This window comes from Roseateles noduli (assembly GCF_050626985.1).
In the GTDB taxonomy this organism is placed as follows: Bacteria; Pseudomonadota; Gammaproteobacteria; order Burkholderiales; family Burkholderiaceae_C; genus Roseateles; species Roseateles noduli_A.
In genome coordinates, this window is the sequence record NZ_CP192463.1 from 6,233,273 (window position 1) to 6,258,847 (window position 25,575).

General features: G+C 67.6%; 23 protein-coding genes. 13 read left to right on the plus strand and 10 right to left on the minus strand.

All coding sequences use genetic code 11. From position 1 onward, the window contains the following. Positions 1-308 precede the first annotated feature (308 nt). The 4 genes from ACQ4L4_RS27210 (at position 309) to ACQ4L4_RS27225 (ending at position 8,220) form a co-directional block, all read left to right on the plus strand. Positions 309-3,197 (plus strand): TonB-dependent receptor, encoded by a 2,889-nt coding sequence (locus ACQ4L4_RS27210; protein WP_431101905.1) that lies wholly within the window; start codon positions 309-311, stop codon positions 3,195-3,197. Positions 3,198-3,379: 182 nt separating this feature from the next. Further along, positions 3,380-4,204, plus strand: a complete 825-nt coding sequence (locus ACQ4L4_RS27215) for an endo alpha-1,4 polygalactosaminidase (RefSeq protein WP_431101906.1) — start codon at positions 3,380-3,382, stop codon at positions 4,202-4,204. Positions 4,205-4,258: 54 nt separating this feature from the next. Beyond that, complete coding sequence (locus tag ACQ4L4_RS27220) at positions 4,259-5,401, plus strand: amidohydrolase family protein (protein WP_431101907.1); 1,143 nt, start codon at positions 4,259-4,261, stop codon at positions 5,399-5,401. Further along, positions 5,398-8,220 carry an alpha-galactosidase gene (locus ACQ4L4_RS27225; RefSeq protein WP_431101908.1) on the plus strand — a complete coding sequence of 941 codons (2,823 nt, stop codon included), beginning with the start codon at positions 5,398-5,400 and terminating at the stop codon, positions 8,218-8,220. Before ACQ4L4_RS27220 ends, ACQ4L4_RS27225 begins: the two co-directional genes overlap by 4 nt. 116 nt (positions 8,221-8,336) lie before the next feature. On the opposite strand, the gene ACQ4L4_RS27230 is transcribed toward ACQ4L4_RS27225, so the two are convergent. Further along, positions 8,337-10,961 (minus strand): RICIN domain-containing protein, encoded by a 2,625-nt coding sequence (locus ACQ4L4_RS27230; RefSeq protein WP_431101909.1) that lies wholly within the window; start codon positions 10,959-10,961, stop codon positions 8,337-8,339. 199 nt (positions 10,962-11,160) lie between these two features. Beyond that, entirely contained in the window at positions 11,161-11,943 is a 783-nt protein-coding gene (locus ACQ4L4_RS27235; RefSeq protein ID WP_431105025.1) for a CsgG/HfaB family protein, read from the minus strand. A 282-nt stretch (positions 11,944-12,225) separates the two neighbouring features. Here ACQ4L4_RS27235 and ACQ4L4_RS27240 point away from each other — a divergent pair, with 282 nt between their 5' ends. From ACQ4L4_RS27240 to ACQ4L4_RS27250, 3 genes are read left to right on the plus strand one after another with little or no spacing between them, the layout of a single operon-like run. Next, complete coding sequence (locus tag ACQ4L4_RS27240) at positions 12,226-13,488, plus strand: MFS transporter (protein ID WP_431101910.1); 1,263 nt, start codon at positions 12,226-12,228, stop codon at positions 13,486-13,488. Positions 13,489-13,507: 19 nt separating this feature from the next. After that, positions 13,508-13,990: a DUF6869 domain-containing protein gene (locus ACQ4L4_RS27245; RefSeq protein ID WP_431101911.1), complete on the plus strand. Its 483-nt coding sequence runs from the start codon at positions 13,508-13,510 to the stop codon at positions 13,988-13,990. 1 nt (position 13,991) lies between these two features. Beyond that, positions 13,992-14,489, plus strand: a complete 498-nt coding sequence (locus tag ACQ4L4_RS27250) for a hypothetical protein (protein WP_431101912.1) — start codon at positions 13,992-13,994, stop codon at positions 14,487-14,489. A 48-nt stretch (positions 14,490-14,537) separates the two neighbouring features. On the opposite strand, the gene ACQ4L4_RS27255 is transcribed toward ACQ4L4_RS27250, so the two are convergent. From ACQ4L4_RS27255 to ACQ4L4_RS27270, 4 genes are all read right to left on the minus strand, one after another. Then, the gene (locus tag ACQ4L4_RS27255) at positions 14,538-15,389 is read right to left on the minus strand and encodes a class I SAM-dependent methyltransferase (RefSeq protein ID WP_431101913.1); all 852 of its coding nucleotides are present in this window, start codon (positions 15,387-15,389) and stop codon (positions 14,538-14,540) included. A gap of 45 nt (positions 15,390-15,434) precedes the next feature. Beyond that, the gene (locus tag ACQ4L4_RS27260) at positions 15,435-15,983 is read right to left on the minus strand and encodes a DUF2867 domain-containing protein (protein ID WP_431101914.1); all 549 of its coding nucleotides are present in this window, start codon (positions 15,981-15,983) and stop codon (positions 15,435-15,437) included. Between the two features lie 34 nt (positions 15,984-16,017). Continuing rightward, positions 16,018-16,527 (minus strand): hypothetical protein, encoded by a 510-nt coding sequence (locus ACQ4L4_RS27265; RefSeq protein WP_431101915.1) that lies wholly within the window; start codon positions 16,525-16,527, stop codon positions 16,018-16,020. Between the two features lie 160 nt (positions 16,528-16,687). Further along, positions 16,688-17,839 carry a carbohydrate-binding protein gene (locus tag ACQ4L4_RS27270; protein WP_431101916.1) on the minus strand — a complete coding sequence of 384 codons (1,152 nt, stop codon included), beginning with the start codon at positions 17,837-17,839 and terminating at the stop codon, positions 16,688-16,690. A gap of 459 nt (positions 17,840-18,298) precedes the next feature. Between ACQ4L4_RS27270 and ACQ4L4_RS27275 the strand changes: the two genes are divergently transcribed. The 3 genes from ACQ4L4_RS27275 (at position 18,299) to ACQ4L4_RS27285 (ending at position 19,951) form a co-directional block, all read left to right on the plus strand. Further along, entirely contained in the window at positions 18,299-18,763 is a 465-nt protein-coding gene (locus ACQ4L4_RS27275; protein ID WP_431101917.1) for a DoxX family protein, read from the plus strand. Between the two features lie 122 nt (positions 18,764-18,885). Further along, complete coding sequence (locus ACQ4L4_RS27280; protein WP_431101918.1) at positions 18,886-19,497, plus strand: hypothetical protein; 612 nt, start codon at positions 18,886-18,888, stop codon at positions 19,495-19,497. A gap of 61 nt (positions 19,498-19,558) precedes the next feature. Next, the gene (locus ACQ4L4_RS27285) at positions 19,559-19,951 is read left to right on the plus strand and encodes a GFA family protein (protein ID WP_431101919.1); all 393 of its coding nucleotides are present in this window, start codon (positions 19,559-19,561) and stop codon (positions 19,949-19,951) included. A gap of 22 nt (positions 19,952-19,973) precedes the next feature. On the opposite strand, the gene ACQ4L4_RS27290 is transcribed toward ACQ4L4_RS27285, so the two are convergent. After that, positions 19,974-21,092 (minus strand): ABC transporter substrate-binding protein, encoded by a 1,119-nt coding sequence (locus tag ACQ4L4_RS27290; protein WP_431101920.1) that lies wholly within the window; start codon positions 21,090-21,092, stop codon positions 19,974-19,976. 189 nt (positions 21,093-21,281) lie between these two features. After that, on the minus strand, positions 21,282-21,686 hold the full coding sequence (locus ACQ4L4_RS27295) for a tautomerase family protein (protein WP_431101921.1): 405 nt from the start codon (positions 21,684-21,686) through the stop codon (positions 21,282-21,284). An 89-nt stretch (positions 21,687-21,775) separates the two neighbouring features. On the opposite strand from ACQ4L4_RS27295, the gene ACQ4L4_RS27300 reads away from it, so the two are divergent. Next, on the plus strand, positions 21,776-23,008 hold the full coding sequence (locus ACQ4L4_RS27300) for a serine hydrolase domain-containing protein (protein ID WP_431101922.1): 1,233 nt from the start codon (positions 21,776-21,778) through the stop codon (positions 23,006-23,008). Between the two features lie 60 nt (positions 23,009-23,068). On the opposite strand, the gene ACQ4L4_RS27305 is transcribed toward ACQ4L4_RS27300, so the two are convergent. Further along, positions 23,069-23,608: a MarR family winged helix-turn-helix transcriptional regulator gene (locus tag ACQ4L4_RS27305; protein ID WP_431101923.1), complete on the minus strand. Its 540-nt coding sequence runs from the start codon at positions 23,606-23,608 to the stop codon at positions 23,069-23,071. A 112-nt stretch (positions 23,609-23,720) separates the two neighbouring features. Between ACQ4L4_RS27305 and ACQ4L4_RS27310 the strand changes: the two genes are divergently transcribed. Beyond that, positions 23,721-24,527 carry an SDR family NAD(P)-dependent oxidoreductase gene (locus tag ACQ4L4_RS27310; protein ID WP_431101924.1) on the plus strand — a complete coding sequence of 269 codons (807 nt, stop codon included), beginning with the start codon at positions 23,721-23,723 and terminating at the stop codon, positions 24,525-24,527. Between the two features lie 12 nt (positions 24,528-24,539). Here the strand turns inward: ACQ4L4_RS27310 and ACQ4L4_RS27315 are convergent, their stop codons facing one another. Further along, positions 24,540-24,749: a DUF2325 domain-containing protein gene (locus ACQ4L4_RS27315; protein ID WP_431101925.1), complete on the minus strand. Its 210-nt coding sequence runs from the start codon at positions 24,747-24,749 to the stop codon at positions 24,540-24,542. A 6-nt stretch (positions 24,750-24,755) separates the two neighbouring features. Here ACQ4L4_RS27315 and ACQ4L4_RS27320 point away from each other — a divergent pair, with 6 nt between their 5' ends. After that, entirely contained in the window at positions 24,756-25,550 is a 795-nt protein-coding gene (locus ACQ4L4_RS27320; RefSeq protein ID WP_431101926.1) for a hypothetical protein, read from the plus strand. The last annotated feature ends 25 nt before the right edge of the window (positions 25,551-25,575 follow it).

Genomic DNA, 25,575 nt, shown 5'->3' on the forward strand with positions numbered 1-25,575 from the left:
CGACGGGCTCGGTGGATCGTCGAGAGCTTTCGAACGAAAGAATAGGGCAAGGAAACCGGAAACACAACGGAAGAAACCGTGACAGGCCCAGAACCGGCGCATTTCGCGGGAAAACCCGGAGGAATCGGGCGCTGTCGAGGTGCACGACGGTGATTGTTCTGCTCGAATTCTTTCGTGCGTCATCAATTCGAAAGAATAAACGTCGGTAAAAACGATATGCGAAATTAATCGAAAGACTACGTAGACTTGCGGCAAGCCGGTCGAGGTCCAGGACTGGCAGCGGACAAGCCAACAAAAGGAACCATGAGATGCGAGCTCCCCTGTCCTCCCTCCTGATTGCCGGTTTTGCGCCGCGGCCCGTCGCCGCCGCCGCCGCGATCGCCGCGCTGACCGCCGTGGGCGCGGCCCAGGCGCAGGTCCAGCCCCCGGCCGCCGCCGCCTCGGCGCCCGCCAACACCCAGCCCGTTGAATCGAAGGCCGACGCCAAGGCCAAGGACGCCGACCAGACGCTCGAGCGCGTCGAGATCACCGGCACCCGCGCCAGCCTGCAGCGTTCGTTGAACCTCAAGCGCAGCGCGTCGGGCGTGCAGGACAGCATCAGCGCGACCGAGCTGGGCCGCTTCCCCGACGACAACGTCGCCGACTCGCTGAGCCACATCACCGGCGTGTCGATCTCGCGCACCGCCGGCGGCGAAGGCCAGAAGGTCAGCGTCCGCGGCCTGGGTCCCGAGTACACGCTGACGACCTTCAACAACCGCATCCTCGCCACCGACGGCGAAGGCCGCGACTTCGCGTTCGACGTGCTGCCCTCGGACATCATCAGCGGCGCCGACGTCGTCAAGTCCGCGCAGGCCTCGGTGATGGAAGGCGCCATCGGCGGCCTGGTGAACCTGCGCTCCGCCAGCCCCTTCGACCAGCCCGGCCAGCACGGCATCCTGCGCGTCGAAGGCGACCGCAACACGATGTCCAAGCTCAACGGCGGCAAGGTCTCGGCCACCTACAGCAACACCTTCGGCAAGGAGCTGGGCGTGCTGTTCGGCGTGGTCTACGCCGACCGCAAGGTCCGCACCGACACGGCCGGCAACGACGGCGGCTGGACGCGCAATCCGATCTCCGACCCGGCCGCCAACTGGACCGGCAACGCCTGGGGCGGCAGCATCGATCCGAACGGCAACGGCGTGCTGGACCCCGATGAAGAGGGCCTGATCGGCCCGGGCCAGTTCCGCGTCGGCACCATCCAGGAACAGAAGAAGCGCACCGCCTTGTCGGGCAAGGTCGAATGGCGGCCGAGCGACGCGCTCAAGGTCACCGTCGACGGGATCAAGACGCGGCTGAACTCGCCGCAGGTCGGTTACCAGCAGTCGTTCTACACACTGTTCTCGCCGGGCCGCTGGTCCAACATCAAGACCCAGAACGGCGTCGTCACCGGCTTCACGATGGACAGCACCGACCCGGACCTGATGCTGAATCCGGAGCTGCTGAACCTGACCACGCACCGCGTCGTCGACAGCGCCGTCTACGGCATCAACGCCGAGTGGAAGGCCACCGAGACGCTGAAGTTCAACGGCGACGTCTACCAGTCGACCTCCAAGCGGCACTCGGGCGGGCAGGACACCTACACGGTGCTGCGCATGAACCAGCCCAACGTGACGACGGTGAACCTGACCGGCTCGCAGGTGCCCGACATCAAGACCACCTTCTCCGACGGTCGCGATCTGATCTCCGGCCTGGCCAGCGGCGCCTTCGGCCCGAGCGACTTCAACACCCACTACCTGGGCCTGAGCGGCGACAACATCGACGACAAGATCCGCGGCCTGACGCTGAACGGCGCCTGGTCGGTGGACCGCTTCAACGTCGACCAGATCCAGTTCGGCGTGCAGGCCACGCGGCGCGACAAGAACCGCGACCTGGTCGACAACGCGATCAACGGCGGCGAGAACTACTACTCCGGCACCAACGCGATCAACGTCGGCCAGCTCGGCGGCAACGTGCTCAACGAGCACCTGACCCCGCCCAACTTCATGAACGGCGTCAGCGGCAGCTTCCCGCGCAGCTTCCTGGGCTTCGACGTGCCCAACTACCTGGCGGCGCTGCAGGCCTACAACGGCAAGCCGCGGCCCGACGGCGGCACCTACGACTTCAGCCAGGCCGGCCCGGTCTGGAACCCGCTGCAGAGCTACCGCGTGCGCGAGAAGACGACCTCGTTCTTCATCGAGGCGGACCTCTCCGGCGAGAAGTGGAACGCGGACATCGGCGTGCGCCTGGTCAAGACCAAGACCACGGCCAAGGCCTGGGACGCCAAGATCGAGAGCCTGACCGAGAACGGCCCGTTCAACTACTCCGCCGTCTACGCGGACCCGACCGAGATCAGCCAGAACGCCGAGTACACCTACGGCCTGCCGTCGGCCAACTTCGTCTGGCACTTCACCGACAAGCTGCAGCTGCGCCTGGGCGCCGCGAAGACGATGGCGCGTCCGTCGGTCGAGCAGCTCGCGCCGACCAGCACGACGGCCAGCGTCGCCTGGGGCGACTTCACGCAGGTCTTCGGCGGCAACGCCGACCTGAAGCCCTACAGCGCCAAGCAGTACGACGCGTCGCTGGAGTGGTACTACGCGCGCAACTCGGCGCTGACCTTCGCGGTGTTCCAGAAGGACATCAAGAACCAGATCACCACCAGCTGGGAGACCGGCGTCGACATCGGCGTGCCGGGTCACCTGTTCAACGTGATGAAGCCGATCAACGGCGACAAGGCCAAGGTCCGCGGCATGGAGATCGGCTTCCAGCACCTGTGGGACAACGGCTTCGGCGTGCGGGCGCAGTACACGCGCAACCGCTCCGACAGCTGGGTGGGCGGCGAGAAGCGGCCGCTGGAAGGCATCGCACCGGCGACCTCGTCGCTGGGCCTGCTGTACGAGAAGGGTCCGTGGAGCATCAGCGCCACGGCCGACCACACGGACGAGTTCGTGTCGGCGATCAACGTGATCGGCCCGGGCTTCAACGAGCGCGCCAAGGCCATCACCTGGCTGACCGCGCAGGCCGCGTACGAAGTCAACAAGTGGCTGCGGATCTCCATCGAGGGCCGCAACCTGACCGACGCCAAGCAGGAGTACACGCTGGGCAACGGCGACATCACCTTGCCGCAGGGCTACAACCGCTGGGGCAGGGCGTTCACGATCGGGGCGAGCATCAAGTTCTGATGCTGCGCTGATCAAAAAAAGAACACGAGCTAGACAAGCAAGCAGGACAGACGGGAGACGTCGGATTGGGCCATCCAGTCGGCGTCATCCGGTCGCCGCATTCGAGTCGGGATGTTCTTGAGAGGACGTTGGGCGTTCCACAACAAGCAGGCCGCGTTGCCGGCCGCATCCCAGGAGAACTCATGAAACGATCGCTGATCCGTTCGATGGCCACCAGCCTCGCCACCGCCGCCGCGCTCACGCTCGGCCTCACCGCCGCGACCGGCGCGCAAGCGCAGTCGTGGTGGAAGCCCGGCGTCAACACGACCTGGCAGTGGCAACTGACGGGCACGCTCAACACCGGCTACAACGTGGCCGTGTACGACATCGACCTCTTCGACACCTCCGCGCAGACGATCGCCGGGTTGAAGGCGCAGGGCCGCAAGGTCGTCTGCTACTTCTCCGCCGGCAGCTCGGAGAACTGGCGCGCCGACTTCGGCAGCTTCAACGCCGCCGACATGGGCAACGCGCTGGACGGCTGGGCCGGCGAGAAGTGGCTGGACACGCGCTCCGCCAACGTGCGCGCGGTGATGCTGAGCCGGCTGGACCTGGCCGTCTCGAAGGGCTGCGACGGCGTCGAGCCGGACAACGTCGACGGCTACACCAACTCGACCGGTTTCCCGCTGACGTCGGCCACGCAGCTCGACTACAACAAGTACCTCGCCAACGCCGCCCACGGCCGCGGCCTGGCGATCGCGCTGAAGAACGACGTCGACCAGTTGGCCCAGCTGGAGCCCTACTTCGACATGGCCGTCAACGAGCAGTGCAACCAGTACGACGAGTGCGGCGGCTACTCGGTCTTCACGAGCAAGAACAAGCCCGTGTTCAACGCCGAGTACGCGTCCAAGTACAAGAAGAACACCAACGGCGCGCGCGACAAGCTCTGCGCGAAGATGACCGCCGCGAAAATCCGCACGCTGGTGCTGCCGCTGGATCTGAACGACGCCTACCGCTACAGCTGCAACTGACCGTCGCTCTCATCAGTTCCCACTGTTTCCACTGTTGTTGATCCCATGACCCACATGACGAGAACTCCCGTCCGCGCCGCGCTGCCGGTCCTGCTGAGCGCCGCGCTGACGGCCGTCGCGATGGTCGCCTCCTCTGGCGTCCTGGCGGCACCGAAGTCCAAGGAAGCTGACGGAGCCCGCTACACGATGGCGGACTTCGCGAAGGTTCCGAAGATCGATTCGCACGTGCACCTGCACAACGCCGATCCGGCGTTCATCGACGCCGCGCGAAAGCTCGGCTTCAAGGTGCTGACGATCAACGTCGACTATCCGGACTTCCCGTCGCTGGACGAGCAGCAGCAGGCGGCGATCGAGCTGCGCAAGGCACGTCCGGCGGACGTGGCGTGGGCGGTGAGTTTCTCGTCGGAGACCTCGGATCAACCAGGCTGGCTCGACGCGACGAAACAGCGCGTCGATGCCGGCCTGCGCGCCGGCGCCGTCGGCGTGAAGGTCTGGAAGAACATCGGCATGAGCCTGCGCGACAAGCAGGGCAAGTTGGTGATGATCGACGACGCGCGCTTCAAGCCGCTGTTCACGTGGTTCGAGGACCAGGGCATCACGATGCTGGGTCACCAGGGCGAGCCGCACAACTGCTGGCTGCCGCTGGACAAGATGACGGTCATCAACGACCGCGAGTACTTCGCGCACCACCCGCAGTACCACATGGCGCTGCATCCGGAGATGCCGAGCTGGGAAGACCAGATGGCCGCGCGCGACCGCATGGTCGCGGCCCATCCGAGGCTGAAGTTCGTCGGCATGCACATGGCCTCGCTGGAACGCAACGTCGACGAGCTGGCCGCGTTCCTGGACCGCTTCCCGCTGGCCAAGGTCGATCTGGCCGCGCGCATCGGGCAGCTGCAGTACCAGAGCCAGCGCGACCGCGCGAAGGTGCGCGCCTTCATGATCAAGTACCAGGACCGCCTGATGTACGGGACCGACGTCTCGCAACCGCCGCAACAATCGGGGGCCGAGCTGCTGAAGGAAGTCGAGCCGGTGTGGCGCATGCACTGGCGCTACTTCAACACGGAGGAGTCGTTCAAGGTGTCCGATCTCGAGAAGCCGGTGAAGGGCCTGGGACTGCCGAAGGCGGTCGTCGACAAGCTGTACCACCTCAACGCCGAGCGGAGCTTCCCCACCGCCTGGAAGGCGGCCCGATGACCGGGCGCCGCGCATTCCTCCAGTGGCTGGGAGCGGCCCCGGTCGCGACGATCACGCCGAAGCTGGCGCTGGCCGCGACGGCCGCGTCGCCGGGGGCGGCCGCGGCGTCGCGCGCGGCCGACCTCGGTCGCGGCCACGTGCGGCTGCAGGACGAGCGGCTCTCGCTGCAATTCGATGAGCGCATGCGCAGCCGCATCGTTCGCCTTGGTGGCGCGCGTCCGCTGGCGCTGACCGGCTTCGACGCGGGTGAGCAACTCATCATCGCGGAACTGAAGCCGGTCGCGGCTGGCGCTGCAGCCACGGCGCTCGGCGCGGAAGCGGCCGGCGCGCCGCCGCCGATGACGACCCGGACGCTCGAACGCTTCGCGCTGACGAGCGCCGTCCCGAGCAGCGGCGCCACGCCGTTCGGCGCGGGCCAGCGGCTGACGCTGACGGGCAGGGCTGATGGCGCCGCCGTCGAGAAGACGATGACGGTGACGCTGCTCGACGAGCACCCCGGCGTCGCGCTGATCGAGGTTGCCTTCATCAACCGCTCCGACAAGCCGCTGAGGGTCCAGGGCTGGACCGTCGCGTCGCATCGGCTGCTGGCCGCACCGCGGCATGCGGGCGGGTGGTGGACCTATTCGGGCTCGACGCACACGGACCGGCGCGACTGGATGCAGCCGGTCAAACGCGGCTTCGAGCAGCGCAACTTCCTCGGCATGGATTCGTCCGACTACGGCGGCGGCACGCCGCTGGTGGACGTGTGGCGGCGCGACCTGGGGGTCGCGGTCGGCCACCTGGACAAACTGCCGCGCCTGGTCTCGCTGCCGGTGAAGGCCGTCGGCGAACAGGTCGACATCGCGCTTCGCGGCGACGAGCCGCGCACGCTCGCGCCGGGCGAGACGCTGGCGCTGCCGCTGGCCTTCGTCGCGGTGCACGAGGGCGACTGCTTCGTGCCGCTGGACCGCTATCGGCGACTCATGAACGCACAAGGCCTGGCCGCGCCGGAGCCGCCACGCAGCGCGCACGACGCGGTCTGGTGCGCGTGGGGCTACGAGCGCGATTTCTCCCTGGAGCGCGTGCGCGCCACGCTGCCGAAGGCGCAGGAACTCGGCCTGAAGTGGGCCGTGCTCGACGACGGCTGGCAGCGCCAGACGGGCGACTGGTTTGACATCGACCTCAAGAAGTTCCCGCGCGGCGAGGAGGACATGAAGGCGCTGGTCGCCGACATCCATGCGCGCGGCATGAAGGCGCGGCTGTGGATCGCGCCGCTGGCGGTGGCGCCGGGCAGCGACGAGCTGCATGAACACGCGGATCTGCTGCTGCTGGACCAGAACGGCGCGCCGCAGATGATCACGTGGTGGAACTGCCTCTACCTGTGTCCGGGCGCGAAGGGAACGCAGGAGCGCACGGCGGCGATGTTCCGCAAGATCATCAAGGACTGGGGCTTCGACGGCGTGAAGGTCGACGGCCAGCACCTGAACGGCGTCGCGTCGTGCTTCAACCCGAAGCATCAGCACAAGAAGCCGGAGGATTCGTACGAGCACATGGCGGACTTCTACCGCGTGATGTTCGAGTCCTGCCATTCGGTGAATCCGGAGGCCGTGGTCGAGGTCTGCCCCTGCGGCACGAGCTACGCGTTCCACAACATGCCGTGGATCGACCAGGCGCCGGCGTCGGACCCGCTGTCGAGCTGGCAGGTGCGTCACAAGGGCAAGGCGCTGAAGGCGCAGATGGGACGCTGGTCGGCGTATGCCGGCGATCACGTCGAGCTGTCGACCGGCGGCAAGGACTTCGCGTCCGCGGTGGGCGTCGGCGGCGTGGTGTCGACGAAGTTCACCTGGCCCGAGGATCCGAAGCCGAAGGACTCCTTCCTGCTGACGCCGGAGCGCGAGACGCATTGGCGCAAGTGGATCACCGCGCACAACGCGAAGGGCCTGTCCGACGGCGTCTATCGCGGCGAGCTCTACGACATCGCATTCGACAAGCCCGAGACGCACGTCGTCGAGAAGAACGGGGTGATGCACTACGCGTTCTACGCGCCCAGCTTCGACGGCTCGGTGACGCTGCGCGGCCTCGGTCCGGGCGTCTGGAATATCCGCGACTACGTGAACGGCACAGAGCTCGGTTCGGTCGACGCGGCGAGGCCGACGCTGAAGGTGAGCTTCAAGGAGAACCTGCTGATCGAGGCGGTGCTGAGTTCCGCGATCGAGCGCCCGCTCGCACGCGCAGCGCGACTGCCGTCACGGCTGATCGGCCGCGATGGCTTCGCGTTGGCCTCGGCATGGGAGGAGGCGCCGGCGCTGTTCTTCGCGCACGACTGGCGCGGCCGGCCGTTGACCGGCACGCAGTCGACGCGCGTGCAGCTGCTGCACGCGGACGGCGCGCTGCACCTGCGCTTCAGCAGCCGCTACAACGCGCTGACGACCTATGAGCGCGAGGTCTCCGCGACGGACATCTGGCCGCTGTGGGAGCGCGACGTCGTCGAGGTCTTCCTGCAGGCCCCGCAGGACGCAGGCACGGACCGCTACCGCGAGGTCGAGGTCTCGCCGAACGGCCTGGTGATGGACCTCGAAGTGCGCGGGCAGGGCCGCAAGCGCTTCATCGGCGAGAGCCGGGCACGCACTTCAGTGGACGAGGTTCACCGGATGTGGACGGCGGAGCTGGTCGTGCCGATGCCGCGCAACGCGCAGTCGCTCGACGGCTGGCGGATCAACCTGTTCCGCATCGAAGGGAACAAGGCGTCGCGGCAGTTCAGCGCCTGGAATCCGACGGGCAGCGAGAAGGCCAACTTCCATGTGCCTGCTGCGTTCGGACAACTGCGACTCGAAGCCTAGCCCGTCTTACTCCCTCTCCCGCTTGCGGGAGAGGGCAGGGGTGAGGGCCAGCGGCGGTGGAAGTACGCCAGCGCTCTTGCTCTCCCCGTGCGCGGAGAGAGATGTGAGACAGGGAGTCACCAGCCCGCGTTGCCGCTTCCTCGAATGAAGAAGCTCCCCGGCGCGTTGTCCTGCTTCAGCCCGCCGAGCGCCGGATTGGTCACCACCACGCCGTCGAAGTTGACCGCGCCGCGACCGCCGTTGTCGATCACCTCGATGCCGTACCGGCCGGGGTTGGTGATCCGGATGTTCTTCAACCTCACGTTGCGGAACTTCGCGTTGTCGGCGTCGCGCAGCAGGTCGGGGTGGAACTTCTCGCCCGGCGGCACGAAGGCCGTGCCGAAGCCGCGGAACTCGATGCCCGAGTAGGTCGGGTCGATGATGTCGACGTTCTCCACCAGGATGTCGTTCACGTCGCCCTCGCGCAGGTAGAACTTCAGCGCGCCATGCAACCACGGGTTGCCCGTGTTCTCGTTGAACATCGGCCCGCCCGCGCGGATCAGCGCGATGTTGCTGAAGGTCGTCGTCCCCGGTCCGAACGGGTAGGGGCTGAACTCGTTGTCGATCAGGATGCCCGGGTAGGTCAGCACGTCCTCGCAGACGCTGTCCTTGAACACGTTGCCCGCGCCGCCATAGGCGGCGAAGCAGTTGGCGCGCCACGGCATCTGCACCGTGTTGTTGCGGAACACGTTGTTGACGCCCTGGCCCTGGTCCGGCGCGTTCTTCCCCGCGGGCGAGATGAAGCCGTCGCCCAGCTGCCAGGTCTTGTCCTTCACCCAGTCGGTCCACTTGATGGACCACACCACCAGCGCGTCGTCGCCGGTGTTGCGCAGGTGGCAGTTTTCCACCAGCGAGTTGGACGTGCCGTTGTCGAAGTTGATCCCGTCCGCGTAGGTGTTGCGGATGCGGCAGTTGCGGATGGTCAGCTTCTGCGTTGGCTGGGTCTGGTACGGGGGATCGTTGCCGACCCAGATCGCGCCCACCACGTGCTCGATCCAGACGTTCTCGATCAGGCTGTTGGCGCCCATCGGGCCGGCGAAGGCCTTCTGCACGCCTTCGGTTTCCTCGGCGCGGGCCTTGGATTCGCCGAGGATGGAGAAGTCGCCGAACACGCAGCGGGCGCTCGCGCCGTAGCAGAAGAACATCGACTTCGGACCGCGCAGGTTGGTGTGCCACATGCCGGCCCCGCGCACCTCGATGCCGGGGTTGTCCAGGCCGACGTTGCCGCCGTCGATCTTCTGCAGCAGGTAGTCGCCCGGCGGGAACCACAGCTTGCTGGTCGAGCGCAGGGCGCGCAGCACGTCGTTCGCATGGTCCTTGCCGTCACCCGGCTGGATGCCGAAGGCCGTCACCGAAGTGAAGCCCGCCGGCATCGTCAGCGCCTGCGGCACCGGCTCGATGTCGACCAGGTCGATCACGTAGAAGCCCGCCGTGTCCTGCGCGTCGCGGCGCAGCATGACGGTCGCACCGGCGGGGATGTTGTCGGGCAGCAGCGTGCGCACTTCGTCGAAGAAGGTGTGCGGCTGGCCGGCCGGCTTGTCGACGATCGGGTCGCCGATCAGGCCGCCCTGGTAGGACCAGCTGTAGCGCGAGGTCAGCGGCAGCGACTTCACGCGCACGCCGTTCACGTAGAGGCCCAGCGTGGCGTCGATGCCGCCGCCGTTCGGCGCGTCGGGAATCGAGTAGCGCACCACCACGCCGTTCCCGGCCGCGGTGGTCTTGAAGGACACGTAGTCGCCGGTCCGGTTCAGACGCACCGCCTTGCGGCCGATGGCTTCAGCCTCGATGTGGTTCGCGTCCCACTTCTGGCGGCTCGGGCCGAGGATCTGGGCATTGGTCTGGCCGTCTTCGGCCTGGTACTCGACCCATGGCACGTTGGCGCCGCGACCGGGGGCTGGCGCGGGAGCCGGTCCCGGCGCAGGGGCTGGAGCAGGAGCCGGTGAAGGCGCCGGCGCCGGAGATGGCGCGGGCGACGGGGCCGGTGCGGGGGACGGGCCTGGTGCAGGCGAGGGCGCCGGAGCGGGCGATGGCGCGGGGGCAGGGGAAGGCGCAGGCGCGGGAGCTGGTGCGGGAGCTGGAGCCGGAGTGCCGGCCGCCACGAACGTCCACCGCTGGTTGTCGTTGTTGCCGCAGTCCCATTGCTGGATGCGGCCACCGGCGACGAGGCTGAAGTCCTTCACATCCACGCATTTGCCGGTGTGCTTCGCGATGATGTGGAACGCATCGCCCTTGGCCGTGACGGCGAAGCGCTGGTTCGCGCCGCCGCCGTAGCCCCATTGCTGGATGAGTGCGCCGTTGGCGGTCGAGATGTCGCTGACGTCCAGGTTCTTGCCGCTGCGGACATTCCGGAAGGCGTAGCTGCCGTCGGCGGCGGCGCTGATGTCGAAGCGCTGGCTGGCCGCACCGTTGCACGGCATCTGCAGTGTCTTGGCGCCGTCGGCCGTGCTCGCGCCTTCGATGTCGATGCACATCTCCGATTGAACGCCGCGCAGGCTGTACTGCCCCACGGGAAACGCGGTCTGCGACGTCGTCGACTGCGCCTGGGCGCTCGCACGATCGGAGGCCGCCGTGCCGGCGGGGCCGGCGGTCGAGTCGGGTGAGTCGGCGCCGCCGCAGGCGCTCAGCAGCAGGCTGACGGCCAGCGCGATCGCGGTCGGCGCGGCCTGGAGCCTTCCGAAGTTCGGGCTGGAAGCAAGGGTCATGCTCGTCTCTCGTTGTGAGTCGACGGAGATTCTTCCCGTGCCTTGAAAGCGGTTCCAACGGGGAGACGCAAGAGCTGCAATCAGCGGTAAGCGTCGATGGACACACTACCTCTCCCGAGGAGGGGGCTGCTGAACGCTCGATGGCGCCTGGGTCGTCGCCATCGAGGTCGCGCCGCCGCAGGCCGCGCGGCGGGTCAGGTCATGCGCCGGCCGGGGCCTTCTTGGCGGTGTCTCCGGCCTTCTTCATCGGCACCGGATCCGGCAGGTCCTTGGCCTGCAGCATGCGGGCCTGGACGACGAGCTGGTTGTGCGCGTCGAGGAACGCGGCGGCGATGACCTTGCCTTCATTGCTGTTGGCCCAGCCTGCGCCCGCGGCGCCGCCGAGCTTGCCCAGCACGAGCCCGCCCATGCCCAGGTCGGTGACGCGCACCGAGCCCGTGGCGGCGGCGACCTGCTCGGTCGTTTCGTTGTCGGTCAGCAACAGCGCGACCTGCGCTTCCTTGAGCTTGATGTGCTCGGCCGCGCCGACGAACTTGTTGAGCACCGGGATCATCCCGAGGATGCCGCCGACCTGACGGCCTGCGTCCTGCTCGCTGAAGGTCAGGCTCGGGATCAGCGTGTACTGGGCTTCGTAGCCCTTGCCCTTGTGCACGGTGCTGCCCTGCTGGCGCAGGATGCCGGCGTCCTTGAGCTCCTGCTCCTTGATCGTGGCCTTGAGGCCCGAGTTGCGATCGACGACGCGGAAGCAGCCGCTCTGCTGCGCGAGCAGGCGCACCAGCGGCAGCGGCGAATTCGGCAGGCCGTTGGGCGCGCTGATCGTGTAGCCGTTGGGGTTCTCCATCAGCGAGAGCGTGGCGACCGGCGCGTCGCACTTCATCAACTCGCGGTTGGCCTTGTTGGCGCCGGCCGGGCCGGCGGAGCCGGTGATCTCCGAGCTGCCGTCGCCCAGCGTCGCACCCTGCTTGCCGCAACCGGCGAGCATCGCCACGGCGACGCAAGCGGCGATCACGCCGCCCACGCGGGGCAGAGAAGGGCCGATGGAGGCGAAGGAACGCGCGAATGCCATGAGGATCTCCTGAACGCAAGGGCTGCGGGAACGGCCCGGACCTTATCCCAAATGCGGGCGAACCCAGCCCCCACTGATGGGTGGCTGCGTCGCGGAATGTCGCGTCGTGACGGCAGCTTTACGGGCGGTTACCAGGGGGAGGCGAGAATCCGCCCCTTCGGTTCCCCGCGACCGCACAAGATCCCCGAGGCTTTCCTCATGAACGACAAGTCCCCGAGCCGCGCCACCGCGTGGCTGGTGTGCGCCCTGATCGCCGCGGCGCTGTACGGCAACTACTACGTCTACGATTCCATCGGTCCCGTCGCCGATGCGCTGCAGAGCCAGCGCGGCTTCAGCGACCAGCAGATCGGTCTGCTCAACGCGATCTACAGCCTGCCCAACGTCGTGCTGATCCTCGTCGGCGGCGTGCTCGTCGACCGCTTCGGCGCCGCGCGCATGACGCTGTGGACGGCCGCGATCTGCTTCCTCGGCGCGCTGCTCACCGCGCTCAGCCCCAGCTTCGCCGGCATGGCCGCGGGACGGCTGCTGTTCGGCATCGGCGCCGAGACCTTCGGCATCGCGACACTCGCGGCGCTGGCGCAGTACTTCGTCGGCGGCAACGTCGCGTTCTCGATGGGACTGGCGCTCTCGATCGGCCGCCTGGGGTCGTTCTCTTCCGACATGTCGCCGACTTGGTTCCCCGCCGCCTACGCGCAAGGCTGGCAACCGCCGCTGATGATCGCCGCCGCGATGGCCGCGGCCTCGTTCGGCGCCGCGCTGTGCTACTGGGCGATGGACCGCCGCATCGCGGCCTCCGCCAAGGGCGAGATCGAGAAGCAGGCCCAGCCCTTCGTGTGGCGCGACCTGCTGCACTTCGGCAAGGCCTATTGGTACCTGCTGACGCTGTGCGTGCTCTGGTACTCCGTGATCCTCGCGTTCCGCAGCACCTTCTCGATCAAGTACTTCCAGCACGCGCACGGCCTGGACCTGGCCTCGGCGGGCGCGATGAACAGCTACGTGTTCCTCGCCGCCGTCTTCGCGACGCCGGCTTTCGGCTGGCTGTGCGATCGCTTCGGCCGCTACGCGCCGTTCCTGGCCTTCGGCGCGGTGCTGCTGCCCATCGCGATGGCCACGATGGCCTTCACCTCGGCCAGCCTGTGGATCTCGACCGCGCTGATCGGCGTGAGCTTCTCGCTCGTGCCCGCGGTGATGTGGCCGCTGGCCAGCAAGCTGGTCTCGCCCGCGCGCTTCGGCACGGCCATCGGCCTGATGTGGGTGGCGCAGAACGCCGGCATCGCCGGGGCCAACCTCGTCGCCGGCTGGCTCAACGACCGCGCCGGTGCCAGCGCGCAGAACCCCGCCGGCTACGAGTCGATGATGCTGTTCTTCGGCCTCGCCAGCGTGGGCGGCGCGGTGTTCGCGGTGATCCTGTGGCTCACCGCCGGCAGGCGCGATCAGGAGAAGGCGGCGCCGGCCGCCTGACCTCCGGAGGTGCGACGTCATGACAGTGGAGCGCCCCGACGTGTTGTACGAGCTCAGCGGGGAGCAACGACCAGACCAGGACGTCGATCAGTCGCCCGTGCCGATGCCGGTGCCCGAACTGCTCGACGAGTGGTTCTTGTGGGCGGCCTGGATCAGGCAGCCCGAGCCTCGGTCGGAGAATGGCAACGACCTGATTGGCTTTGCTGAGTTCGACTGGATCGTCGACCGCCATCCCGAACATGCATGGGCGGCAATTCTGGCCGCCACACATGACGAACGCCTCCCGCCGTTCATGGCCACGTTTGCGGCGGGTCCGCTGGAGGGCCTGCTGTCACGACACGGCTCCCAGTTCATCGATCGCGTCGAGTCTGAAGCGGCCCTCAACCCGAAGTTCGCCAGTCTCCTCGGAGGCGTCTGGCAATTCCAGATGACCGATGACATCTGGGCGCGCGTGCAGGCCGCGTGGGATCTTCGAGGTTGGGACGGAATACCTTCGGACTGATATGCGCAGCATCCTTGCTTCTCTGCTGTTGGTTGCCGGCCCACTCCTTGCGAACCCGGCGCACGCGACCGCCCAGATCCCTGAGGAGATCGTGCTCGATGGCAGGGTGGAGCAGCTCCTCACGGAGCCGCTCAACGTCATTCTCCGCGAGGACAAGAACCTGGACCGCCTCCGCCCGTACGTCTCTGAGGACGTCTGCAGCGGCGCCTGGCGCGGCTATCGCGGCACGTGGGCGATCGACGACGGCAAGCTGTTCCTGACTGCCTTGGTCACCGATCCTTGCAGCGACAAACCGCGATCGGTCCCGCTCGATGTGCTGTTTCCGCTCACCGTGACGCGGATTCCAGCGACCTGGTATTCGGGAAGCCTGGTCGTGCCGCGTGGCCGAATGATCGAGTACGTCCACATGGGCTACAAGTCCAGGTACGAGCGCTATCTGCTGATCACGATCATGAAGGGCGTCGTGACAGGTCAGAGGGAAGTTTCGGATCTTCCTTAGGAGTACGCACGAGAGGCATGCTCGAATGCGCTCGAGCGCCGTCGACGCTCACGGCTCCAGCACGTACAGCGACGACATCGTCGCCAGCTGTTCCGGCGTCATCGCCGCGTAGTGCGGCTGCAGCGGCAACGACTTCGCCAGCTGCCGTGTCGGCTCGTGGACCTTGTGCTGCTCAAGTACGACGCGGTAGCCGGCCTGAGCGAACAGCGGCGGATATTCGTGATGCCGCAGGCGGTTCTCGCCTTCGCGCGTCAGCCGGTTGATCCACGCGTGCTTGCCGTCCGGCCAGGTCAGGAAGTTGATCTTGCTGATCGACTTGTCCGAGTGTTCCAGGTGGTCCGAGTGGTCCACCAGATGCACCATGCGGCCCCGCGCGGAGAGCTTCGGGCGCAAAGCCTTGAACAGATCGAGCAGCACGTCCGGCGGGATGTGCTCAAGCACCGTGCGAGAGGTCACCAGATCGATCGAGCCGTCCGGGATGGCGTTCACATCGAACGGCGCCAGGTAGGTCAGCGGCAGGTCGGCGCGCGACTGGATCGCCCGCAGCCGCGCGTCCCCGGGATCGACCTGGCGCAGGAAGTCCATCGTTGCCGCGAAGCTGACATCGTCCAGGTGGACGTTGAGGTCGGACATGAAGACGCGCCTGGCGCCCTGCAGGCATTGCAGGATCGGAATGGTCGGAAACCAGCCGGTGCCGATCTCCAGCACCGTGGCGCCTTCGATCGAGCCGCCGGTGTGCGAGAGAGCCGCCCGCATCTGCGACCAGTTCTTCAGTGTTTGGCCGAGGTTGTCCGGATCGGGGCGGTAGCCCAGCAGCCTGCGTTTGACGCCGCGCAGCGCCTGACCGAAAGGCAGCCGTGCGAGGACGGCCTGTCGGCCCACCTTCAATCGCCAGTCCATCGTGTCCCCGCTTCCGCTGGTCCAGTGTCCGTCGATTCTGACCGATCAGCCGCCGGGAGGCTCCGAGGACTTCTGCGAGGTCGCGCCGAAACGCCGCGCCGCCGCCGCCAGATGCGAGCGCACGACCAGCACGTGGCCCGGCAGGATGAGCGCAAGGTAGAACCGCCCGAGCCGGTTGTGGCAGTTCACGACTGTTGTCGCCACTGCCTCGCGACGTGTCGATCCGTCCACCCGACGGACCAGGATCGACAGCTTGAAATCGAGATGCTGGTCCTGCTCGCCGAAGATCGCCTCCTCGCGCGTCGCGGAGAGCACGCGGAAGATGTCGACGTGCTCGACGCCGATCTCATCGAGGTGCTGGCGCATCGCCGCCGAGGTCTTCAGCCCGAGCGGCTTCACCGCCGCATCGCGGATCGCGAGCAGCGCGCGGAACCAGAACGGCGGATCGGCCAGCGTCGCGCGGGCCAGCGTCATCGCGTCGTCGGGCGCATCGTGCGCCAGCGTGATGGCGAAGGCGTCGGCCAGGTTCGCGCCGGCGTAGGTCGACGCGAGCTGACTCTCGCGCGGCGGCGAGACGCGGCGGACGATGGACATCAGGAAGCGACCGGGCCGTGGAGGAGCGGCGATCTTAGCGAGCCGCGGACGAGGCGGCGTCGGCGGGCGAGGCATCGCGCAGCGCGCGAGTCCCCGCCCAGGATGCCTGCACCAGCAGCAGGAGGTCCTGTCTCACCTCCACGCGATTCCAGAACTCCTCGGGGGTGCAGGGCGTGACGTGCTCGCCGCTGTCTCGATGTTCGAGGCGCACCTTCAGCTCACAGCCTGGGAACAACTTCCAACGCTCGTCGGTCTTGCTGACCACCGCGAAGGGTTGCGCCTCAGGCCGACCGGCGGCCTCGTTGATGAGGTGCCCTGCACCGAACGCCAGAGTGAAGAGCGCCAGCCCATAGGCCAGGGGAGGGCCCACAAGCACAAGAAACACGATCTGCCCGAATCGCAGGGGCGGACGATCCGCCTTGCGGGGCATCGTGATGACGAGCAGCAGGGCGAGCGGCGCGGCGACATAGGCCGCCTTTCCCACCATCTCGCTGGACGGAGCGAATCCGGTGCTCGCGCCGTAAATGGCGAGAAGCAGGGGCATGGCCCAGACCAGCGACAGGAGTTCAAGACGCCAGCGAGGCGAGAGCGAGGACCAACGGGACATGAGGGGGACAGAAATGAAAAGGCTCCGGAGCCGGCCGATTGGACCAGCCCCGGAGCCTCGCGTCATTCGCCCCAACAGGGGAAACGAGACTCAGAGATCACGACTTCGTGATCTTCACCGACCGCAGGTTCCACCCCGGCCCGTTGGCCTTCACCGCGATCTGCTGCTGGCCGGCCGGCAGCGTGACGCGGTGCGAGACCGTCGTCCAGTTCTGCCATCCGCCGGTCGAGGGCACGTTCACCGCGCCGTACACCGGCGTGCCGCCCGCCATCTCCAGCTGCAGGCTGCCGCCGCCGTTCAGGCTGGCGACGCGGTACTCGACCGTGTAGGTCCCGCCCTGCGGCAGGTTGAGGTTCCACACGGCCCAGTCGCCGGTCTCGATCCAGCCGAGGTTCTGGCCGCCTTCGCTCGACGCCTCGAGCTGCATGCCTGACTGCAGCGCGAAGTTGGCCGCCTGCAGCGTCGTCGTGAACGCCGGCGTGCCGCCGTCCTTCTTGTAGACGCGCACGTAGTCCACGTACATCTTCGCGGGCAGCCTGCTCTCGTCGATGTTCCACTGCGGCCAGTTGCCGCCCACCGCCAGGTTCAGCAGCAGGAAGAAGTCGCGATGGAATTCCTCCGTGCTGTTGACGCTGTTGGTGATGTCCACGACGTGGAACTCGCGGCCGTCGACGAACCAGCGGATGAAGCGCTCGTCCCACTCGACCGCGTACACGTGATAGTCCGCGACGTTGGTGGCCGTGTGGCCGCCGTAGGAGGCGTGACTGCCGTCCGGACCCTGCCAGTGGATCGTGCCGTGGATGTCGGCGTCGGCATTCACGTGTTCCATGATGTCGATCTCGCCCGAGGCGGGCCAGCCCACCGACGTGATGTTGCTGCCCAGCATCCAGAACGCGGGCCACATGCCGGAGCTCGACGGCGCCTTGATGCGCGCCTCGATGCGGCCGTACTTGAAGGTGGCCAGGCCTTGCGTCGTCATGCGCGCGGAGGTGTAGCGCATGCCGCCGAAGTCCTCGCGCTTCGCAGTGATCACGAGCTGGCCGTTCTCGATGGTGGCGTTCTCGCGCCGGTAGTACTGCAGCTCGTTGTTGCCCCAGCCGCCCGAGCCGGTGCCGGTCTCGAACCGCCATTGCGGGCCGATGCTGTTGGTGAATTCGTCCTGCCAGACGAGTTGCCAGTTTTGTGCCTGCGCCGCGACGCCCGTCAGGGCGACCGCGACCGCGGCGAGCGATCGAATCCAGCGTGTCATGGGATCTCCTCGGAACCAGTGGTGGTGATGGAGGAAACGCGCGCGAAGGACAGGAGCGGCGTCTCCAGGGGGCCCGGCCGCAAGGACCGGGTGTCGACGCCCGAGATCAAGTAAGCCCGTGGGGCTGCTGGCGCATCGCCGATCGCTCGTCGATGCGCCGCCGCCTCTCCGGCATGACTATCTGAAAGCGCTTTCAGTATGTCTCTCGGGAAAACCCTGGGAACTTCGCTTCGTTGGTGACAAGCGGTTGTGCGGTGGCAAGTCGGAGGGCACGCCGGTATCCAGGTGTTGCCCTCGTGACGATCCGCGCAGCGTGGGCGCGGCCATTGTTGAGACGCGTTGAATTCACAAGCTCGTGAGCGCCTCTCGACCGGCGGGGCCTGGATCCGAAGAATGCGCTCGAACAGCAACTGGAGAGTCCCCGCGATGGCCACCGTCCCCCTTCCGGATTCACGGCGTGTGACGCCGCTACGTGGCGCGGCCGCCCGCCTGGAACCGGCGGCGTATGCGCTGCTGCGGTTCGCCTTCGGCGCCATCCTGTTCACGCATGGACTGCCGAAGGCGCTGGGGACTTCGCACGGGTCGATGGCGGATCCGATGGCCGGCTCGATCCGGCTCATCGACCAGGTGATGGGCCTGCCCTTCGCGCCGCAGCTGGCCTTCCTCGTCATGCTGCTGGAGACCGTCGGCGCGGTGTCACTGGCCATCGGCTTCTGCACGCGCTGGGTGGCGCTCGCGTTCACGATGGAGATGATCGGCATCTGCGCCGCGCTCGGTCCGACCTGGCCGTGGATCGACCGGGGCATCGAGTACCCGGTGCTGATGGCGGTGTTCGCGGCCTACGTCGTCGTGCGAGGCGGCGGGGCGTATGCGATGGATGGAAGGATGCTCAATCCGTCACGCACCCAGGCAAGGAAAGGGTAGATCGGGACCTGAGGCATTTCCTGCAGCGGGCATCATGCCGCCCTGCGCGCCGGCGCGGCAGCGAGCCACAGACTCGCGCCCCGGCCCGGCGTCTTGTTCAATGCCTTCAGGGAGGAAATCTCATGTCCCAGCAACCGGAGTCGGCCGCGACGCTGCCGACCGACACCACGTCCGACATCGCCGCGCGTTTCGCGCCGCCCCAGGCCCGGGTCGAGGCCGTCGCGCCCGAGCAGGCCCTGGGCCAGCCGATGTGGTTCTCCGTCTCGCCGCTCAAGCTGCTGGTGATGTGCACCGTCACGCTCCAGCTCTACGGCGTCTACTGGCTCTACAAGCAATGGACGCTGGTGCGCGACCGCGAGAAGTCGTCCATCCTGCCGGCGATGCGCGCGATCTTCGCGGTGTTCTTCGTCTGGTCGCTGTTCGGCCGAGTGCGTGACTCGCAGCTGGGCGCGGGCGTGAATGCGAAGGACGCGCTCAGTGCCGGCGGCCTGGCCGCCGCCTGGATCGTCTTTTCGCTGATGTGGAAGGCGCCGGATCCGGTGTGGTGGATCGCGATGGTCGCGCCGGCCTTCCTGATGCCGGTGCAGAGCGGGATGAACGCCGTCAACGAGACCGTCACGCCGGGCCAGCCCCGCAACGATCGCTTCGGCGCGCTGAACTGGATCGCCATCGTGCTGGGAAGCCTGTTCATCGTGATGGCGCTGATCGGCACCTTCATGCCCGCCCAAGCCTGACCGGACCCGATCCCTGCCGAGCGGTGAGACCGCCGGCCCGGGCCGGTGGTAGTCTGCCGCCATGACTCAGCGCCTCGCCTCCTGCAGTTGCGGTCAGCTCACGGCCCAGGTCGTGGGCGAGCCGGTCCGCATCTCCATCTGCCACTGCCTGAACTGCCAGCGCAGGACGGGTGGACCCTTCGCCCAGCAGGCGAGGTTCCGTCGTCAAGACGTGACCCCGTCGGGCGTCTCGTCGACCTACGCGATCACCGGTGATGAAGGCACCCGCGCGATCTTCCACTTCTGTCCGACCTGTGGTGCGACGGTCTATTACGAGATGGAGGCGATGCCGGACTTCATCGCCGTCCCGGTCGGCGCGTTCGCCGATCCGGGCTTTCCGGCGCCGGGCGTGTCGGTCTACGAGAGTCGGAAGCACGGCTGGGTCGTTCCGCCGGCGGAGGCGGAGCACTACTGAGGCGCGCCTCGCGGCGCCGGGCTCAACGCACCAGCTTGCCGCCCGCGCCCAGCACGGCGAAGTCCACGTAGCGCGAGGTCGGGCCCTTGCCGAAGGTCAGGCGATGGCCGCCGACGTCGGTTTCGAAGCCGCGTTCCAGCGCTTCGCTCAGGGCCGCGGGTCCGGCGGCCGGCGTGCGTTCCAGCGCCTTCACGAGCGCACGGGCGGCGATGAAGCCTTCGAGCGATCGCGAGGACAGGTCCGCGTCCTTGGCGTTGCCGCGCAGGCGCTGGTAGTCGCGGACGACTTCGCGGTCGGCGCGGTCGTCGGTGGGCAGCACCAGCGAGAACGCGAAGCCGCGCGCGCGATCCGGGCCGAGCTTGGCCAGCAACGCCTGCACGTCGATGATGGACATGCCGTACAGGCCGGCGCGGCCGCCCGCGCTCTGGTACTTGTCGGTGAACTCGATGGCGGCCGCGGTGGTCGCGGCGAGGAAGATCACGTCGGGCGACTGCTTGATCATGTCGGCCACCGCCTTGCCGACCTCGGTGGTGTTGCGGGCGTAGCCCGACTGCGCAACCAGCGAGAGGCCATAGGTCTTCGCCGAGGTCTGTGCGCCCGCCAGCGCGTCGCGGCCCAGGCCGTCGTCCTGGTAGACGATGGCGACCTTGGTGCGGCCCATCTCGCTGAGCTGCTTGAAGAGGCGGTCGACCTCCTCGCGGTAGCTGGCCTTGACCGGGTACATGCCGCGCGCCGTGATCACGCTGTTGGCGCCGGACACGGCGCCGACCATGGACACGCGCGTCTTCTCCAGCACGCCGTCCTGCTTGAGCGCCTCCAGGTTGGAGGTGCCGACGGTGCCGATCAGGGCGGTGGGCGCGTCCGCGGCGATCAGTTCCTTGACCAGCCGGACGGTGTCCTCGGGCTTGTTGGCGTCGTCGCGGGTGACGAACTTGATCTTCTGGCCGCGGACGCCGCCGCGCGCGTTGACCTCGTCGATCCACAGCTTGGCGCCGGCGCGGATCGCCTTGCCGGTGACCGCCTGCGGGCCGGTGAACGGGGCCACCTGGCCGATGACGATGTCGGCATGCGCCGTCGAGGCGGCCGCGAGGCACAGGAGGGTGATCAGGCGGCGGGCGCGGCGGGCGAAGGCGAGGGTCATGGTCAATGCGGCGACAGGCGTGCAGGACCGGACATTGTGATCAATACGATGATGGTTGCGGTAACAGTTGGGCGACTGGGAGAACGGCGGCCGGGTGCGGCGACAAGCGGCAGCTGCCAGCCGAAAGAAGGTTCTGGGACGCTCTGCACAACTCTCCACCGCCGTCGCGGCAAGTGGTGCAGGGCTTCCCTACGGAAGCGAACCCTCGCCCGGCGTCCAGTCCGGGCTGAAGCCGCCCAGCGTCGGGTGGTACATCTCGTCTCCGGTGTGCTGGGTGAATTCGACGTTGAGCCGATCCTCGCGCAAGCCCAGGATGTCGATGCAATGGGCGCACAGCGCCTTGGCCAGCGCCATGCGCAGTTCGGGCGGCCGGCCCTGGCGGATGTCCAGCATCATCAGCGAGACCGGCACTGGCGGGCCGTCCGCGTCGGGGATGCGCCAGACGCCGCCCTCGCCGAGCTCGCGGATCGCGACGCTGATGCGGCGGATGTCCACGGACATCATCTCGGCGTAGGTGCGGCTCATGTGCTCGGCCAGGCGCTGCTTGGTGGCGGCGGGGTAGTGGTCGTTGACGTCCAGCTGCAGGTAGGGCACGGGGACTCCAGAGCTTGATGCAGATGATCTGCGAAAGGGGGGGGCGTGGCGCCTCAGATTACAGGCAGGTACGGCTCTAGCATGGGGTCATGACGCAAGCCCCTTCTCGTCGCCATCTCCTCGGCGCTGCACTGGCGGCGCCCGCCGCGGCCATTGCCGCAACGGCCGGCCCGGGCGGGACTTCCCGTTCCGCCGGCACGCCCTGGTCCGGGTTCTCGCCGCGGCGCATCGAGCGGATGCTCCGCGGCGCCGTGGCCGATGGCCGCGCCGCGGGCGTGTCGGCCGTGGTCTGGCAGGGCGGGGCGGAACGCTACTTCGGCGCGTTCGGTCTCGCTGATGTGGAAGCGCGTCGGCCGATGGCCCGCGACACGCTGGCGCGCATCTGGTCGATGACCAAGCCGGTGGCGTCGGTGGCGCTCATGCGCCTGTGGGATGCGGGGCGCTTCCGGCTCGACGATCCGATCGCGCGCTACCTGCCGGAGTTCAAGTCCATGCGCGTGCACGCCGACGACGGTCGCGGCGAACGCCCGGCCGAGCGTCCGATCCTCGTGCGGGATGTGCTGCGGCACACGTCGGGCCTCACATATGCGATGGAAGACGGCCCGGCCGACCGCGCGTTCCGCGCGGCGAATCCGCTCGAGACGGCGCCCGACCTGGCGGCGTTCAGCCGCGCGGTGGCCGCGCTGCCGCTGCGCCACGAGCCGGGCACGGCCTGGCACTACGGCACCTCCACCGACATCGTGGCCCGGCTGGTGGAAGTGTTGGGCGACGAACCCTTCGACGCACACGTCCGCCGTCAAATCCTGCGGCCGCTGGGGATGCAGGAGACGGACTGGACGCAGCCCGAAGCGCTGAAGCACCGGATGGCCGCGACCTACCGCCTGCCCGACGGTGGTCCGCCTCAGCGAGAGCCGGACATGCCCTTCACCTTCGCCAGCGGCGGCGCGGGCCTGATCGGTCCCATCGACGACTACCTGCGCTTCGCGCGCATGCTGCTGGGCGAAGGCGAGCTCGACGGCGTGCGCGTGCTGCGCCCGGCGACCGTGAAGCTCATGCTCGTCGATCACCTGGATCCGGCCATCTCGCCACGTCACTTCCTGAAGAGCCCGGGTCTCGGATTCGGTCTTGGAGGCTCGGTGCGCATCGCGCCGACCACGGCCGGCGAGCCGCCGGGCGCGGTGGGCGAGTTCTCCTGGGGTGGCGCGGCGTCGACCCTGTTCTGGGTCGACCCGGCGAACCGGCTCGCGGTGGTGTTCTTCGCCCAGAAGTTCCCGTTCGACGAGGCGCTGCATCGGGATGTGCGGCGCGCGGTGTATGGCTGAGCAGCGAATCGCCCAACGGAATCCCACTGGCCGGTTCACCGTCGCAAGGGTCAGTCCTTGCTAGCTCTTGCTCTCGCGATCCGCCTCGAACGCCGACATGAACTCGTCGGACGCGACGTGGTCCGCCACTGCGCGCAGGGCTGCGGCGGCCTCGACCCCTAGCACCGCCTCGAATCGCTGATTGACCTCCGCCCAGCTCGCGAGCGCGGCGTGCAGTTGGGCGGTGCCGACCGGTGTCAGCACGGCGCGTTTGGCGCGCTTGTCGCGCTCGTCCACCTGGAGCGCGATGAGGCCGTCGCGCACCAGCGGTCGCAGCGCATGCGTCAGCGCGGAGATCTGGATGGCGAGCTTCGTCGCCAGCGCCTGAAGCGTCGGTGCCTGGCCTTCGTTCTCGGCCTTGATCCGCTCGATCTCGGCCATCAGGCCCAACTGGGTCGCCTTCAGTCCGAGCGGCTCCAGGGCCGCGTCATACAGACTTCCCAGGCGTCGCGCCGCCCGGCGCAATGACGTGTTGTTGCACGCGGGCAGGACCCATGCGCCCGGTTCATCGGTGTTCTGCGGCTCGGTTCGCGGCGCCGCGCGGCTTCGGGTGTTCTTCATTCAGCGGGAAAAGTTGAGCACAAAACCATTGACAGACCCCAGAGCGCCAAGTGTACATTTGAGCCCTCAATGAATTTCATTGAGTACTCAACTGAATTGTCGAAAGTACGCCATGGCTTCCTCCAAGAAAACTGCCGTCGTGACCGGTGCCTCCTCGGGCATCGGCGCCGTTTACGCCGATCGTCTGGCCGCGCGCGGCTATGACCTCGTCATCGTCGCCCGCCGGGCGGATCGCCTCGCGGCGCTGTCGAAGGATCTCGCCAGCAAGCATGGCGTGACCGTCAGGACCGTGGTCGCCGACCTCGCGAAGTCGGACGACGTCCGCAAGGTCGAAGCAGTGCTGCGAGAAGACGCCAGCATCGAGGTGCTGGTGAACAATGCCGGCCTGGCGCGACTGGGCTCCGTGGTCGGCGCGGCCGCAGAAGGCACCGCGGAACAGATCGCGGTGAACATCGTGGCACTGACCAGTCTGACGCAAGCCGTCCTGCCGCTGTTCAAGCAGCGCGATGCGGGCACGATCATCAACGTGGCCTCGGTGCTGGCGCTCCATGCCTTGCCGATCAGCGCCATCTACAGCGGCACCAAGGGCTACGTGCTGAACTACACGCGCGGGATCCAGGGCGAGCTGGCCGCGTCGAATTCGAAGGTCCGCGTGCAGGCCGTCCTGCCCGCGTCGACCGCCACGGAGATCTGGTCGGAGAAGGTCTCCGGCGTGCCGCTGGAGGCGCTGGCGAAGGAGACCGTCATGAGCGCCGAGGATTGCGTGGATGCAGCGCTGCGCGGGCTGGACCAGGGCGAGCTGGTCACGCTGCCCTCCGTCGAGAACGACGGCCTGCTGAAGGCGTACGACGCCGCTCGCACCCAGCTGTTCGCCGCGACGCAGACGGGCAAGCCGGCGTCGCGCTACGGCGTTGCCTGAGGACCGGGTCGGTCAGAGTCCCCGCGCGGTCTGATGCGCTGCGGTGTCTTCGGTCTCGGCACCGCTCAGCGATCCCAGCGCGCGGCGCATGCCGCTGGCGCTCGGGGACTCGATGTGGGCGCACTTCTTGTTGTGCCGCTTGCAGTGGTCCTTCACGCGCCAGTAGGCGTCGTGGCTGATGCACCCGGTCTGGCAGGCAGAATCGATGCCTTCTCCCAGCACGATCCAATGACAGCCACCGAGCACGCCGAACTCTTGCAGATGCTTCGCGCCGCGGTGGAGGAAACATACGCCGCCTTCGCCGAGTTCCGCAGGCCAGCCCTGCCGCTGGATGTCTGCACGGTCTGCTGCGTGCCGGAAGAAGTGGCGAAGCAGTTGCACGAGTGGCCGTTGAAGCGGCTGACGGTCGAGCATCTTTTTGAGTACGGCGATTCCGCAAAGAGTCAGGTGCAGAACCCTGCAGAGGTGGGATATTTCGTGCCGCGCATGTTGGAGCTGCTGGCGGAGGGGGCCGAGATCCGTCACTCGCTTGCGATTGCCTTGGATCGCATGGGGGGATGTCCACCCGGCAGTTGGACGGTGACGCAACAGTCGGCCCTGTTGCGCTTTGCGTCGGCCTACTTTGCGCTTGCAATCCGTGGCGGCGTCGTCGATCCGCGCGGGCGAGTATTGCCGGATGATCCTTTCGAGGTGCTCTTGATGTTCGATGGCGGAGGAATCGCGATCCAGCCGCTGTTGGCGCATTGGTTGGAATGCGATGACCCGATGTCCACCGTGCAGTTCGTCAAGCAGAGCCATTGGGACTTCTGGCACGAGCATGACTATCGCAATCCCTTTGCCTCGGATCGCGGAACGTTCCGGCAGGAGATTCGCGAGTGGATGTTGGACGCCAGTACTCGGCGCAGGTTCACCGAGAAGTTGCTGGCGTCGGACTTTCTGGCGATCGTGCCGACTGTGTGCGGTGACGCGCATGTGTCCTTCGCCACGATGGTCGAAGGCGTGTTCGAGCATCTCGTGCGCTGAACGCGCTGCTGGAGCAAGGCCCCGG